This is a genomic window from Paenibacillus glufosinatiresistens, assembly GCF_031470375.1.
GTDB lineage: Bacteria > Bacillota > Bacilli > Paenibacillales > Paenibacillaceae > Paenibacillus_AQ > Paenibacillus_AQ glufosinatiresistens.
In genome coordinates this window covers 33,419-47,894 of the sequence record NZ_JAVFHT010000011.1, presented here as the reverse complement: position 1 = coordinate 47,894, position 14,476 = coordinate 33,419, and the positions used below count along the sequence as shown (strand labels likewise).

Annotated in this window: 14 protein-coding genes; 1 reads left to right on the top strand and 13 read right to left on the bottom strand. The window is 61.2% G+C overall.

Annotated features, from left to right (window positions below):
- The 7 genes from RBI05_RS12850 to RBI05_RS12820 all read right to left on the bottom strand — a co-directional run bounded on the left by RBI05_RS12850 (position 1) and on the right by RBI05_RS12820 (position 5,913).
- On the bottom strand, positions 1–735 hold the full coding sequence (locus tag RBI05_RS12850) for a lantibiotic immunity ABC transporter MutE/EpiE family permease subunit (RefSeq protein ID WP_310551390.1): 735 nt from the start codon (positions 733–735) through the stop codon (positions 1–3).
- Positions 713–1,444, bottom strand: a complete 732-nt coding sequence (locus RBI05_RS12845; RefSeq protein WP_310551389.1) for a lantibiotic protection ABC transporter ATP-binding protein — start codon at positions 1,442–1,444, stop codon at positions 713–715. Before RBI05_RS12845 ends, RBI05_RS12850 begins: the two co-directional genes overlap by 23 nt.
- A gap of 141 nt (positions 1,445–1,585) precedes the next feature.
- Entirely contained in the window at positions 1,586–2,419 is an 834-nt protein-coding gene (locus RBI05_RS12840) for an aldo/keto reductase (protein WP_150458987.1), read from the bottom strand.
- A gap of 93 nt (positions 2,420–2,512) precedes the next feature.
- Complete coding sequence (locus tag RBI05_RS12835; RefSeq protein ID WP_310551388.1) at positions 2,513–2,977, bottom strand: cupin domain-containing protein; 465 nt, start codon at positions 2,975–2,977, stop codon at positions 2,513–2,515.
- A gap of 195 nt (positions 2,978–3,172) precedes the next feature.
- On the bottom strand, positions 3,173–3,805 hold the full coding sequence (locus RBI05_RS12830; protein WP_310551387.1) for an XTP/dITP diphosphatase: 633 nt from the start codon (positions 3,803–3,805) through the stop codon (positions 3,173–3,175).
- A gap of 3 nt (positions 3,806–3,808) precedes the next feature.
- Positions 3,809–4,567, bottom strand: coding sequence for a ribonuclease PH (gene rph / locus RBI05_RS12825; RefSeq protein WP_310551386.1), 759 nt, complete (start codon positions 4,565–4,567; stop codon positions 3,809–3,811).
- 146 nt (positions 4,568–4,713) lie between these two features.
- Positions 4,714–5,913, bottom strand: coding sequence for a GerMN domain-containing protein (locus RBI05_RS12820; RefSeq protein WP_310551385.1), 1,200 nt, complete (start codon positions 5,911–5,913; stop codon positions 4,714–4,716).
- 227 nt (positions 5,914–6,140) lie between these two features.
- Between RBI05_RS12820 and RBI05_RS12815 the strand changes: the two genes are divergently transcribed.
- Positions 6,141–6,767, top strand: a complete 627-nt coding sequence (locus RBI05_RS12815; RefSeq protein WP_310551384.1) for a phosphatidylglycerophosphatase A family protein — start codon at positions 6,141–6,143, stop codon at positions 6,765–6,767.
- A gap of 135 nt (positions 6,768–6,902) precedes the next feature.
- Here RBI05_RS12815 and RBI05_RS12810 read toward each other — a convergent pair whose 3' ends face one another.
- From RBI05_RS12810 to RBI05_RS12785, 6 genes are all read right to left on the bottom strand, one after another.
- Positions 6,903–7,886, bottom strand: a complete 984-nt coding sequence (locus tag RBI05_RS12810) for a diaminopimelate dehydrogenase (RefSeq protein ID WP_310551383.1) — start codon at positions 7,884–7,886, stop codon at positions 6,903–6,905.
- Positions 7,887–8,385: 499 nt separating this feature from the next.
- A complete protein-coding gene (locus RBI05_RS12805; protein ID WP_310551382.1) occupies positions 8,386–9,456 on the bottom strand; it encodes an MBL fold metallo-hydrolase in 1,071 nt (356 codons plus the stop codon).
- Positions 9,456–10,190: a class I SAM-dependent methyltransferase gene (locus RBI05_RS12800; protein WP_310551381.1), complete on the bottom strand. Its 735-nt coding sequence runs from the start codon at positions 10,188–10,190 to the stop codon at positions 9,456–9,458. The genes RBI05_RS12805 and RBI05_RS12800 overlap by 1 nt, the downstream gene beginning before the upstream one ends.
- A gap of 214 nt (positions 10,191–10,404) precedes the next feature.
- Positions 10,405–12,252 (bottom strand): glycoside hydrolase family 13 protein, encoded by a 1,848-nt coding sequence (locus RBI05_RS12795; protein ID WP_310551380.1) that lies wholly within the window; start codon positions 12,250–12,252, stop codon positions 10,405–10,407.
- A 226-nt stretch (positions 12,253–12,478) separates the two neighbouring features.
- Positions 12,479–13,621 carry a homocitrate synthase/isopropylmalate synthase family protein gene (locus tag RBI05_RS12790; RefSeq protein ID WP_310551379.1) on the bottom strand — a complete coding sequence of 381 codons (1,143 nt, stop codon included), beginning with the start codon at positions 13,619–13,621 and terminating at the stop codon, positions 12,479–12,481.
- 2 nt (positions 13,622–13,623) lie between these two features.
- Positions 13,624–14,469: a HesA/MoeB/ThiF family protein gene (locus RBI05_RS12785; protein ID WP_310551378.1), complete on the bottom strand. Its 846-nt coding sequence runs from the start codon at positions 14,467–14,469 to the stop codon at positions 13,624–13,626.
- Between the last annotated feature and the right edge of the window lie 7 nt (positions 14,470–14,476).

The window sequence follows — 14,476 nt, the reverse complement described above, 5'->3', positions numbered from 1 at the left end:
CTACTTCGCCTCCTGCTTGCTGAAGCTCCGCCCGGTAAGGAAGAAGAGCAAGGCGAACCAGGCGAGCGAGACCAGCGCACTCGGCAAAATCATGTTCGTGCTGTTCCATGGACTGTCCGACGGAACCGGCAGCCCATTCGGCAGAATGCCGAGCACCGGGCACATCAGCCGGAACGTAATCGTATAGGGCATGAAATCCCACAGCCCTCCTATGTCAAACGTGACCACGCCTGCAACGTTCAAGGCCATATTTACCAGTACGGCGGCGAATAGTCCCCGGCGTGCGGACAGGAACAGACACAGCGGGATCTGCCACAGAAGGGTCAGGAAGATCAGCAGACTGCCGGCCGCGCTGTCCGTCAGCGGTATGGAAGAGCCGAACAGCCAGCCGCCGGTTGAGATGCCGACGAAGAACAGCAGGCTGGTGAACAGGAGCCAGCCGGTGACAGCGGCGGTCTTGGCGGACCAGTGGGACTGCGGGTGAAGGGGCAGCGCGAGCAGAGCGCGGCACTTCATCTGCGTGTCCTTTTGCATGGCGAGTGAACAGGTCAGGGTCAATGCTCCGGGAAGCAGCATCGTGTACCACCAGTTATAGGCCCCTGTCTGAAAATACCGTCCGCCCATGAGAATGCCGCAGAGCGCCAGCGTGAACAGCGGTGCGATCCAGATCAGCCAAGGAATGAAGGTGCGCCGCCATTTCAGGCGCTCCGCGCTAATAAGCCGCAGCATCAGCATGAACGTCACCCGCCCCCCGGTTCGCGGCAGCCACCCGCATGAACAAGGCCTCCAGCTCTGCGCCATACGGCGCAGCGCCCTGGTAACCCAGCCGTCCTCCGGCGATAATCCCGATCTGATCGACCACCTGCTCCACTTCGGAGAGGATATGGCTTGACAGAATGACGGTGATCCCTTGCGCGGGAAAAGACCGGATCAATTCGCGCAGCTCTTGAATCCCGATCGGGTCAAGTCCGTTCGTCGGTTCATCAAGGATGAGCAGCTTCGGATGATTCAGCAGCGCAATCGCGATGCCGAGCCGCTGCTTCATGCCCATGGAGAACTGCCCGGCACGCTTCTTCCCCGTGTGGGCCAGATCGACTAGCGCCAGCGTCTCGGCAATCCGCGATTCCGGCAGACCCAGCGCCAGGGTCCGCACCTTGAGATTCTCCCGGGCCGTCAGGTTCTCATACAGCGGAGGCGATTCAATCAAGACGCCGATCTCGCTCAGATCCTTCCGGCTCCAGTCGTGGCCCTGATAGACCATTCGCCCAGAATCCGGCCGCAGCATACCCGCCATCATCTTCAGCGTCGTTGACTTCCCCGCGCCGTTAGGCCCGAGCAGCCCATAGACCGAGTTCCGGGGAACCGCCAGCGAGACATGCTCCAGAGCCGGTTGTCTGTTGTAGCTCTTACATAAATTCTCGGTGTACAAAATCAGATCCGTCATTTAATATCCTCCCTTTCTGCTTAGCCAGTGTAAAGGAGGGATCTAAGGAATTTGTAAGGAAACCGTCCGAACTTACACATTCCTGCACTAAAACAAGCGGAGATGCCGGGCATCTCCGCTTGTTAACAGGAATAATATAGCTTAAAAATTGAAGTTGTCCGGGTCCGGGCCGAAGCGGCTGTTCTTGTTCAGCCCTTCGATCGCCGTAACGTCCTCGTCGCTCAGCGTGAAGTCGAAGATGCCGGCATTCTCGCGGATGCGCTTCTCGTGTACCGACTTCGGAATGGTGATAACGCCCTGCTGGATATCCCAGCGCAGCACAATCTGGGCCGGCGTCCGCTCGTATTTGGCGGCGAGCTCCTGAAGCAGCGGCAGGTCCAGATGGCCCTGCATAAGCGGACTCCAGGCTTCCAGCTGGATTCCCCGCTCCTTGGCATAAGCCAGCAGATCGCGCTGGCTCAGCAGCGGATGGAACTCGACCTGGTCTACGGCCGGAACGACGCCGGTGTCCTCGATGATTTCGTTCAAATGGTGCGGCTGGAAGTTGCTGACGCCGATGGACTTGACGAGCCCTTCCTTCTGGAGATGGACAAGCGCCTTCCAGCTCTCGCGGTACTTGTCCTTGACCGGCCAGTGGATCAGATAGAGATCAAGCTGCTCCAGTCCCAGCTTCCGGCGGCTCTCCTCGAATGCCTTCAGCGTTTCTTCGTAGCCTTGATCGCTGTTCCACAGCTTGGTGGTGATGAACAGCTCCTCCCGGGCCACACCCGAATCTCGAATGCCCTGCGCGACGCCGGCCTCGTTCTTGTAGGCCGCCGCCGTATCAATGCTGCGGTAGCCCAGCTCAATGGCCGTCCGTACCGCGCTTGCAGCCTCGTCGTCGCCGACCTGCCAGACGCCCAGTCCCAGCCAAGGCATTGTGAATCCGTCGTTTAATGTAGGTCCGCCGGTAAACGGCCCGTTGAATGTACTCATAGGGGTAGTCCTCCCGAATTCGAATTTAGTTCTGTCTGTCCTACCATCCCTTAACACCGCTGCCGTCCGTTCAAGCAGTTCCGCGCCAAAAAATCATGCCTTCGGCTTGCCGATCAGCCGGAAGTCGTCATAATGGAAGCCCGGCGCTACGATACAGGAGACGAGCACCGGCTCGTCTCCGAGCGGATAGGCCGACTGCCAGACCTTGGCCGGCACCAGCGCCTGCGGCTGCTGTCCGGCCGCCGTATCGAGGCCCAGCACCAGTTCCGTCACCTCGCCGGGCTGATCGCCGTCTCCGCCGAGACGAAGACTCAGCGGGCTTCCGGCATGCCACAGCCACAGCTCGTCCGACAGCACCTGATGCCACTCGGAGAACTCGTCCGGATGCAGCAGGAAATAAATCGAAGAGGCCGCGGGACGCGGACCGGAATAAGCTTCGCCCAGCAGCTCCGGGGAAATCTGAACCGAGGATTTCCACAGTTCCCGGTGCCATCCGCCTTCTACATGGGGTTCAAGACCAAGCGCTTCTACATAAGGGGAAACGGGTTTATTCGTCATTGTGCTTCGACTCCCTTGCCTGTTGGTTTCTCTCCCCCCTACTTTACCGCAAGCGGCCTTCCCGTGCAAAAGGTTGTCCGAAGCTTCCGTTCTTTCATCAAAAAAAGCGGCCGGTTGCCCGGCCGCATCCCATCCTTAGCTTCTCTTGGAATCCTGAAAAATATCCGCCTGCCGTGCCGCACATGCCAGCCAGGCTTAACCCCTGCGCCCGGCCCGCTTATCCGTCAGCGCACGCAGTGCGGCGCCGCGGTGGCTGACCGCCTGCTTCTCCTCCAGCGTAAGCTCCGCCATCGTCTTCTCGTACTCCGGCAGGTAGAAGAGCGGGTCGTATCCGAAGCCTCCGCCCCCGGCGGGCTCGGAAGTGATCCAGCCCTCCACGAAGCCTTCCGCCGTCAGTTCGCTTGCGTCGGCGGGATCATAGAGCGACAGGGCGCAGACGAAGCGGGCCGGACTCAGCAGAGGCTGGTCCGTATCTTCGCCCTGCTTCAGCTTCTCCAGCTCGCCGAGAAGCTTCGCATTGTTGGAGGAGTCGGTCGCTCCGGCCCCGCTGTAGCGGGCGGAGTATACGCCGGGCCGGCCCTCCAGCGCATCCACGCACAGCCCCGAATCGTCGGCCAGCACCGGCAGGCCCAGCGCCTCCGCAATCGTCTTCGACTTCAGCCGGGCATTCTCTGCGAAGGTCGATCCGGTCTCTTCCACCTCGGGCAGACCGGGATAGTCGGCGAGGCTGCGAACCTCCAGTCCGAGCGGCTCCAGCGCATGGCGGAACTCCCGGGCTTTGCCCTCATTGCGGGTCGCTACGATGAGAAGGTTCCGGAGTTTCTCCATGCTTCACGCCTCCCGCGACGGCCGGTTTGAGCCGATTTTGAGTTCCAAGGCTCCAAGCGCCCTGCGCTGGGCTTCAATCAGTTCCAGCACCCCGGATTCGCCGAGCTCCAGCAGCCGGTTCAGCTCGCTGCGCGAGAACGGACGCTCTTCGCCGGTGCCCTGCAGCTCGACGAATTCGCCGCTGCCGGTCATCACGACATTCATATCGACAGCCGCCTTGGAGTCTTCCTCATAGCACAGATCCAGCAGCGGGGTGCCGCCGACAATGCCGACGCTGACAGCTGCCAGATAATCGGTGATCGGGAAGACCGGCAGCTTGTGCTGGACGGCAATCCGGTCCACGGCGTAGACCAAGGCCACGAACGCCCCGGTGATCGACGCCGTCCGGGTTCCCCCGTCGGCTTGAATAACGTCGCAGTCCAGCGTGATGCTGCGCTCTCCGAGCGCCTGCAGATTGACGACCGACCGAAGAGCCCGGCCGATCAGCCGCTGAATCTCCATCGTCCGTCCCGTCAGCTTGCCGCGGGCCGCTTCCCGCTGGTTGCGCGTGCCTGTTGCACGGGGCAGCATGGAATATTCGGCTGTGACCCAGCCCTTGCCCTGCCCTTTCAGAAACGGCGGTACTTTCTCTTCCACGGTCGCCGTGCAGATTACCTTCGTGTCTCCCATCTCGATCAGAACCGAGCCTTCCGCGTATTTATTGACCTGGGTCGTAATCGTGATCGGCCGTATCCGTTCCTCATTCCGCCCGTTTGCTCTCATAGGTTATGCCTCCTGCTTATCGTTAGCGATCTTGGTGATGCACGGTTCATTCTACCAAAGTGCGGACGCAAAAGCACCTTCTTCCATCCGGACCGCCCAACGGAACAAGCCCATTCCTCGGGGAATGGGCGGTCCGCCGGCCTGTTCTACAGCGCCAGCTCGTTGATATACTGCGGCGCCGACACCGGCTGGCCGTAATCGACGTTGTCGCTGCCTTTGACCGTCTCCTTGCCGTTCAAGCGGACTTGGACCAGAGAATCGTCGGCATTCTGGGAGAGCGTCAGCACGACCGATTCCAGAAATTCCGCCGGAACCGCGTCGGTGTCGCCGAACATATCGTCCGTCAGCGCCACATTCACGACGCCGTTCTGCTCTTTGCGGACCGACTCCAGCTTCGTACCCGAAGTCAGGACGCTCTCCAGACCGTCTCCCGCATCGGGACCGGCAATCAGCTCCTGCATGGCGGCTTGAAGCGGATCGTGTCCGGGATCGACATACCGGGTCACCGGCACATAGTAGGACTCGCCTTCCGGCGTTACCGAGGCAAAATACACGGTGACCGCGCTGGAATTCGTCGTCATTCCCTTCTTCTCCAGATTGATGCCGAGGCTGCGCGTCAGCGGCCGGTCCAGCGGCGTCTTCAGCAGCGGCATTTCCGTCAGGTTCTTGCCGTTCAGCATGAGCCGGACGCCGCTGACGCCGTCTTCTCCCGTAAGCGTCCAGGCCACCGCCTCCAGCACCTTGCGTTCATCCGCCGCGCGGTAATCCGTGAAGCTGCCCCCGAATTCGACCACAGCCGTCCCTTTATCCACGCTCACATTCTTGATGACAGTGCCGGCAGGAAGAACGCCGTGGAAGCCTTGAGGCAGGGAAGCGGCATAAGCGCCGCCTTCGACCAGAGCTTCCAGCGACTGCTTCAGCGCATCCGCGCTTCCCGAACCCGGCAGCTTGAGCGCAATCGGAGCCAAGAGGCCGCTGTCGTTCTGGAGATATACAGCGGTTCGCGGCTCCTCCTCCTTCGAGGCCGGGCTTGCCGGTCCCCCGCTTCCGTCCTCTGTCACGGAAGCGCTGGCCGGAAGGGCGCCGGTCTCGTCAGCGGTCGGAGCTGCCGATTCCCCGGTTCCCGCAGCGGCGACCGTGGAATCCGGAGCGCTTCCGTCTGCGGAAGAGAAGACGCCGGCCTCGCCTCCGCCCGCCGTCTGGAGCATCTGCGCCTCCACTTCTGCGGGCGGCGGGTCAATGGCGGAGGCATTCTCCGATCCGAACAGGCTGCAGCCCGACAGGGTCAGCGGCACCGCCAGCAGACAGGCGGCGGAAATGCCAATCATTTTCTTGCGATGATTCATGGTCTCTTGGCCCCTTTCATTACATCCGTTTCGTACGGGTTGTACTGCTATGTATACGAGCCCCCGGGATGAAAAAGACCCGCCGGTCTCCAAAAAACCGTACGCCCTTTCACCGCCGCCAAGCAAAGGAACGGCGCATAAGGGAACGCCGCTCGACAAATACTTCCGGTACACGTACAATTTGCTTACGGACTACCGCTACTAATTCGCGACCTGGGGTGATATTCATGGGTGAGGCCAAAATGCCATACAGTCTGAACAGCAAAGCCGTCGCGCAGGCGACCAAGGCTTGGCTGCATACACGCGGAGTGAGAGTAGAAGAAATCGCAGAGCTTGTCATGCTGCTGCAGCGGAAGTATTACCCTTCCCTGACCATGGAAGAGTGCGTGCACAATGTCGAGATGGTGCTCAGCAAGCGCGAAGTGCAGAACGCGGTGCTGACCGGCATCCAGCTGGATGTCATGGCGGAGGAAGGCAAGCTCTTCCCGCCGCTTCAGGATATGATCGAGAACGATGAGGGATTGTACGGCGTGGACGAGATTCTGGCGTTCTCCATCGTCAACGTCTATGGAAGCATCGGATTCACCAATTACGGGTATGTCGATAAGCTGAAGCCGGGCGTACTGGAGAGGCTGAACGACAAAAGCACCGGGGAAGTCCATACCTTCCTCGATGATATCGTCGGCGCTGTCGCGGCCGCGGCAAGCAGCCGGATCGCTCACCGCAAGCAGGCGGAGCGGGAGCAGGATCTGGGCCTCCCGCATCAGCCGGAAGAACTGGAAGCCGCCTCTGCTCCGAAGGCGGGCAGCAGGGCGGATGAGGCGGCCGTCACCGGGGAGGAGCCGCAGGAATAGCGGCCCGGACCCGCTCACAGCCCAAACAGCCCGGCGCGGTCCAAGTCAGAGGATGACTTGGACCGCGCCGGGCTGTTCTTTTGCGCCGGATACGCTTGTCCTGATCCTGATCGGGTTAGGCCGGGGTGGTCCCGATTAGAGCAGCTCTCTCCGCAGCTCTTCGGTGCTCTTCGGGCTCAGGTAGCCCAGCGGAATATCAAATACCGTCTTGGCGCCGCTTGCGCCCTCGCGGTTCAACCGGACGGCAGCTCTCGCATAAGCTACCAGCACACTGGCCGTGAACTCGGGATTGCTCTCCAGCTTCAGTCCGAACTCTACAAGCTGCTTCGTTCCTTCGCCCGTCTCGCCGCTGCGGATCACGAACCCGCCGTGCGGCATGCCGCTGTGCTCGCGCTTCAGCTCTTCCTCCGTGATGAACGTGACGGTCGTGTCGTAATCCGCAAAGTAATTCGGCATCGTCACAATCTCCCGCTCGATCGCGGCAAGATCCGCGCCCTCTTCAGCCACGACATAGCAATGGCGGGTATGCTTCTCGCGGGTGGCCAGCTCCGGCGTCTCGCCGGAACGAATCCGGTCGATAACCGCTTCCACCGGAACGGTATACTGAACGCCCGCTTTAACTCCCGGCACCCGTCGGATAGCGTCGGAGTGGCCTTGGCTGACGCCCTTGCCCCAGAACGTGTATTCCTTGCCTTGAGGCAGAATCGCTTCGGCCAGCAGCCGGTTCATCGAGAACAATCCGGGGTCCCAGCCCGTCGAGATGACGCTCACTTGTCCCGATTTCCGGGCCGCTTCGTCAACGGCACCGAAGAACGCCGGGATTTTGGCATGGGTGTCAAAGCTGTCCACCGTGTTGAACAGCGAAGCGGCAGCCGGAGTCTGCTCGGGCAGATCGGTCGCCGACCCGCCGCACAGAATCATCACGTCGATCTCGCCGCGATAAGCTTCCATGGCCGAGACATGCTCGAACCGCAGACCTTCCTCATGCTCCATGGTCTTCGGGTCTCGTCTCGTAAAGACCGCCACCAGTTCCATATCCGAATTCTGTTCAAGGGCCATCCGAACCCCTCGGCCCAGATTGCCGTACCCTACAATACCGACTTTCAAAGTTGAAGACATCTCGCTCAGACCTCCATTTACGCTGATATTGCTCCAGTATACCTGACGCTGCTTGTGAGATGCAAAGAGCAGGGCGCTAAGCTCTGTCGATAATGCTGAATTCGCCCTTCTCGTTGATCTCGGCGCAGGCGATTCTCGGATCTTGGCCGGAGAAGCCACCGGCCAGCCGAACGGCGACATGCCCGTATTCCCTTTTCGTCTCTCCCTCCGCTTCAGATCTACCCTCTGCCGGCAGCGTACATCGCTATATAAACAAGGGCTGCCACGACGATTACAGCCGTTGAAATCGAAGACAGGCACAGAAAGAACATATAATAATTCTTCTCCTTTGAATTCCCGACGACGGACACCCCCTTATGACTTTAAATGTAAAAACACCATAAAAATAGATCAAGGCACCCCGTCTCTAAAGACGGAATGCCTAATGCCACTCACCATATCATGTGCTTGCTGGAATGTCAATTCAAATCTGGAAGATATGGAAGATCAGTGAATCCGGTCATCCCAAGCGAAAAAAGACAGTCTCTCCTTCCGCCTGCTCCGCCCGGCCGCGGCGGACCAGCTCGGCCAGATGCGCGAGCGTCTCGCTCATCGCAAAGCGAAGCTGGTGAATGCCCGCCGCGCGCCCCGGCGGGAACAATCCCCCGCACACTTCCCAGCCGGTGCGGGGTCCTTCTGCCAGGAGCGCCTCGGTCTCGTCGAGGCGCTCCTCGTGGTGGCGCAGCAGGCTGGCCGTCCGCTCCGCGAAGCCGTGGAACGGCTCGCGGTGACCGGGCAGCGCCAGCAGCGCCGGCAGACAGCCCAGCTCGCGCAGGCCGTCTAGGTAGCGCAGCAGCGGCTGGGCGTCGCTGCCCGGCAGCAGGCTGACGTTCGGCGAGATGCGCGGCAGCACAGCGTCGCCGCACAGCACCAGCCCGTCGGCCTCGCTGAAGAAGGACCGGTGCCCCGGCGCATGCCCGCCGGTCTCCAGCACCCGCCACTTCCGCCCGCCGAATTCGGGCGGAAGGGCATCTGTGGTCACGTCCGGCTGCGGCGTGACCTGGGGGACGAAGCCGGCGAGATGCTCCGCGAGCCGGCTTGTCCATTCTTCCGGCATGCCGTGCCGCCGGAAGAACGCCGGCAGGCGGCGGTCCATCTCCGCCGCCGGGCCCCACATCAGGTCCGCCTCGGCGGCGGCCCGGGCGGACATATAGACCGGGCAGCCGCCGCTCCGCGACTGCATCAGGCCCGCCAGGCCGTAGTGATCCGGGTGATGGTGGGTCACCATCACCTGCCGGATATCCCGCCAGACCAGGCCGAGCTTCGCCAGCGCCGAATCCCATACCGCCTCGGCTTCCGGGCTGCGCGGTCCGGGATCGACCACGCTGATGCCGCCGTCCGGCTCCGCCAGCAGATAGGCGTTCACCTGCCGGAGCGGCGGAAGCATCGGCACCGACAGCCGCCGGATGCCCTCGGCCACGGCGGTCACTTCACCCGGTGCCGGCGCAGCCGGACGTTCCCCCTGCGCCGGCGGCAGGCCCGCTCCCGCTCGGGCTTCCATTCCTTCCGGATGCTTCGTCGGCCGCGTCATTATGGCCTTCTTCCGACGAAGATCATCCGCGGCGATTCCGCGCCCCGGTATTCCTCCTCGTCGTAGCTTCCGTGCACCTGATCAATCACAAGCCCCGCTTCCTTGATCAGGGCGCTGAATTTCTCCAGGTCATAGAGCTTCACCCGCTCCAGATAGTGCCGGGGCTCGCCTCCGGCTCTCGCTGTCAACGTAATCTCCTTCTTGACATAACCGTCCCCGATCCGCCGCCGCTCGTCGATCAGCGTCTCGCCGTCCTCCCGGACCGAATGCGGCACCAGATGCGCCGCCACATATTCCGGGCTCAAGAAATCAATAATATACCGCCCGCCCGGCTTCAGCATCCGCCGAATTTCTCCCAGCACCTTCAGGTGCTCCGCATCCTCCTCGAAGTAGCCGAAGGACGTGAACAGATTGACTACCGCGTCAAAACCGCCGCCAAGCGGCAGCTTCCGCATGTCGGACCGGACCCAGGCCACACGGTCCGCTCCCTCCTGCGCCCGCGCTTCGCGCAGCAGCGCTTCCGACAGATCGACGCCGGTCACCTCGTAGCCGGCCTCCGCCAGCGCCAGCGAATGACGGCCCATCCCGCAGCACAGATCCAGCACCTTCGCTCCCTGCGGCAGGTCCAGCCAGCCGATCATCGTCTCGACTTCCCGCCGCGCGCCGCCGAAATCCCGGTGCCGGTATACAATCAGATAGTCCTCGCCAAAGCTCTCCTCATACCACTCGCTCATCCCGTTCTCTCCTTCCGCCGCCGTCCGCCTGGCCGCGCTCTCTATGTAGATCCACTAAGTTTAACGCTTATTGTACTCTGCACAGCGGCAAACACCAAGCACGAATATCACGTTTCATCCCTTCCGGCGCGAAGGAGGCCGGACTCAAGGCCTTGCAGCCTTGATCCGGCCCCCGAATAGACGCGCCGTTTTGCAAAGGGAGAGCGGCGTCCGTTTACGACATGCCTTCCTTACGTTCTTCCTTGCTTTCTTCTTTCCGCTGTTCCATCTGTTCTTCTTTACTTTCTTCCTTCTGCTCTTCCTTCTGCTCTTCCTGGCGCTCCTGCGTTGCGCCGGCCTTGTCTTCATCCGTGTCGTCTGTACCTGCCGCCTTCGGCAGATTCCGCAGATAGACCCGGGCCTCGTAAGGCCGCAGCGGCAGCTTGCGCAGATCCTCGCCTTTCTCTTGCGGGCAGTTGCTGATCAGCAGCTGCCACCCTTCCGCGTCCAGTTCGGCCGGGAGCCCGAACACCGGGTGCCGGTCGAAGAAATTCAGAACGACCAGCGCCTGCTGGTCTTCCAGAGTCCGCGTATACGCATAAATCTCCATGTGAAGCGGAAGGAGCAGCTTGTATTCGCCGTACACAAAGACCAGATGCTCTTTGCGCAGCGCAATCAGCTTCTTATAGTGATAATAGATCGATTCCGGGTCCCGGAGCGCCTGATCGACGTTGATCTCCGCATAGTTTGAGTTGACGCTGATCCAGGGCTCGCCCGTGGTGAAGCCTCCGTTCTCCTCCGCGCTCCACTGCATCGGCGTCCGGGCGTTGTCCCGGCTTTTGAGATGAATCGACTTCATGATTTCCTCATGCGGGACGCCGCTGTTGCGGCGTTCTTCATAGTAATTCAGGGTCTCCACATCGCGGTAATCGTCGATCGACTCGAAGGAGACATTCGTCATTCCGATTTCTTCCCCCTGATAAATATAAGGCGTGCCTTCAAGCGTCAGCAGAAAGGTTGCCAGCATTTTGGCGGAGGAGATCCGGAATTTCACATCGTCGCCGAAGCGGGAGACGGACCGGGGCTGGTCATGGTTGCAGAGATAGTTGGCGTTCCATCCCCGGTTGTGAAGCGTCGTCTGCCAGTTGCTGATAATCTTCTTCAGCTCCAGCAGGTTCCACGGCACCACGTCCCACTTGCCGCTGCCCGCCGAAGCCGCATCCAGGAACATATGCTCGAACTGGAACGTCATGTTCAGCTCCCTGCGTCCGTCCCCGACATAATCGAGGGCCTGCTCCGGCCCGAGCCCGGACGTCTCGCCAACCGTCATAATGTCGTAGTAATACAGCACCTTGTCGTTCAGGTTCTGCAGCAGCGTGTGAACATGCTCCAGATTCGAGAACATCTCGTAGGCGCGCACCGTCTTGGCGTTGTCCGGGTTGTGGGCGTCGGGCAGGCCGACGGCCTTGACGATATGGGCGATGGCGTCGAAGCGGAAGCCGTCCACGCCTTTACGCAGCCACCAGGCCACCATGTCATGCAGCTCTCCGATCACCTTCGGATTCTCCCAATTCAGGTCGGGCTGGAACCGGGAGTAGAGGTGCAGATAATATTCATCCGTCGTTTCGTCGTATTCCCAGACCGAACCGCTGAAATACGATTCCCAGTTGTTCGGGGGTCCGCCGTTCTTGCCTTTGCGCCAGATATAATAATCCCGCTTCGGGTTGTCCTTCGACTTGCGGGACTCGATGAACCAGGGATGCTTGTGAGAAGTGTGGTTCAGCACCAGATCCATCATCAGCTTCATGCCGCGGGCGTGGATTTCCCGGAGCATCAGGTCAAAATCGTCCATCGTTCCGAATTCCTTCATGATGTCCCGGTAATCGCTGATGTCATAGCCGTTGTCATGGTTCGGCGATTTATAGATCGGGCATACCCAGATCACGTCCACGCCAAGATCCTTGAGATAGTCGAGCCGGGAGACAATCCCGCGCAGATCGCCGATGCCGTCCCCGTTCGAGTCCATGAAGCTGATCGGATAAATCTGGTATACGATGCTTTCCTTCCACCATTTCGGATTCATAGGAGTCCTCCGCTTTCCTTGAGTTCTGGGCGCAGTCCGGCCGAAGCCGGCCGAAGACACATTATTATATCTTTACCACAGAGCAGCGCGGGGATAACGGCAGTTCCTCTTCGTTTTGCGGCGATTTCCGTTTATACCAAAAAGCCGGCCGACAGGGAGACCCTGACCGGCCGGCTCGACATCCGATTTCCCGGTAATCGAATTACCGGATCTGTCCGAAGTTCCTTCACACCGCGTCCTTCTGGGACAGGCGGTCTTCCTCCAGCCATTCCAGCAGCAGCGGCTCGGGCACGTTCGCCTTCTGCCGCTCCGCATAATCCCGGACACGCTCCAGCAGCCGGGCCGACTCCGTCCCGTCCGCTTGCGCCCCGAGGAGCCGAAGCGCATGCTCGACTCCCGCCGTTCCGGAATGCTTGCCGAGAACGAAGCAGTGTTCCCGGCCGACGTCTCCCGGAGGCAGCATCTGATACGTGGCGGGGTCCTTCATCAGCCCGTCCACATGAATGCCGGACTCGTGCGTGAACGCCAGCCGGCCGACGACCGGCTTGGCATCGCCGACGTTCCGCCCGGAAGCGGCGATCACATAGTCCGCCAGAGGCTTCAGCAGCTCTGCCCGGACCGTCGTCTCGCCGCCGTAGAGGCAGCGCCAGGCCAGCGCCACTTCCTCCATGGCCGCATTGCCGGTCCGTTCTCCGATTCCGGCCACCGTGGTGCTGGCCCAGGTGGCTCCTGCGGCGATGCCGCTCAAGGTTACCGCCGCCGCCAGGCCAAAGTCGTTGTGGCAGTGCACCTCCAGCTCGATGTCTCCCGGAACCTCGCCCAGAAGCGCGGCGATCCGCTCCGCCATCTGGCCGGGATGATGCGCGGACACCGTATCGGCGTACCGGAACCAGCGCACGCCTTCCTTGTAGAGCGCGCGGATCAGCTCCGCCAGGAACGGCAGGCTGGCCCGGGAGGAATCCTCCATGCCTACCGATACCGTCATTCCCCGCCGAAGCCCGTATTCGCACGCCCGCAGCAGCTTGTTCAGTCCCTCGGCGGGCGTCAGACCCAGCTTGCCTTGGAGCTGAACGGCGGAGACGGGAATGGAGATATGACTCCAGGCTACTCCCGTCTCCCGCGCCTTGTCGATATCGCCCGGGACGGCCCGGTTCCAGGTCATCAGCTTCATCGGCAGATTCAGCGCTGCCAGCTCCGCGATATCCTCCTGTTCTTTCCGGCCCATGGCCGGAATGCCCACTTCCGCCTGCTCAACGCCGCATTCTGACAACATCCGGGCAATGTTCAGCTTCTCCGCCCTCGTAAATGAAACTCCCGCAGCCTGTTCCCCGTCCCTGAGCGTCGTATCGCACAGTCTGAGCTTCTTCACGGTCAGCCTCCTTCTACGCAGCAAGCGCAATTCGGATTCCGGGTGAGACGGACGCTGTAGGAGGTAAAGTCGAGCGAATGGAAACGGTGCATCACGTTCATATAGGTCGTCCCTACCCTTGTTATCCATTTTACGGCTTCCAGCGCGGCCAGACAACCTGCCATGCCGGAAGTCGCCCCGAGAACCGGAAATCCGAGGGGCTCCCAAGGCGGCATTCCCTGCGGATAGAGACATTCGAGACAAGGCGTCTCGCCGGGAACAACGGTGGTCAGCGAGATTTCAAAGCCGTACATGGCGGCTTCGATCATCGGTGTGCGCGATTGAACGCAGAGGCGGTTCAAGATATAGCGCTCCGGAAAATCATACCGGGCGTCGATGACAATGTCGGCGCTCTCCACCCAGGAGCGGGACTGGTCCTCCGTAATCCGCGCATTGTAGCCCTCAATCTCCACCCCGGGATTGAGGCGCCGCAGATGCGAAACGGCGGTCTCCATCCGCTCCAGTCCGAGATGGGCGGTGTCCATCAGAATCTGGCGGTTCAGGTCCGGTTCGGCAATCACGCCCTCATGGGCCAGGATCAGCTTGCCGATGCCCGCCGCGGCCAGATACAGAGCCGCCGTTCCGCCAAGACCGCCGATTCCGGCCACCAGTACCGTGGCCCGCCTCAACGCCTCCTGGCCCGAAGCGCCAAGCAGCGCAAGCTGGCGGGCGTACCGGGCGGGAACCGCCGGGCCTGATTCCGCCGGGCCTGATTCCGCCGGGCAGGAGGAAGCGTATTCGGATATTGCCCGGCCGGTGGCGGTCCGGCCGTCTTCTGCCGCAGCCGCGGCTGATTCCGCTTCGCTCATTCGTCTC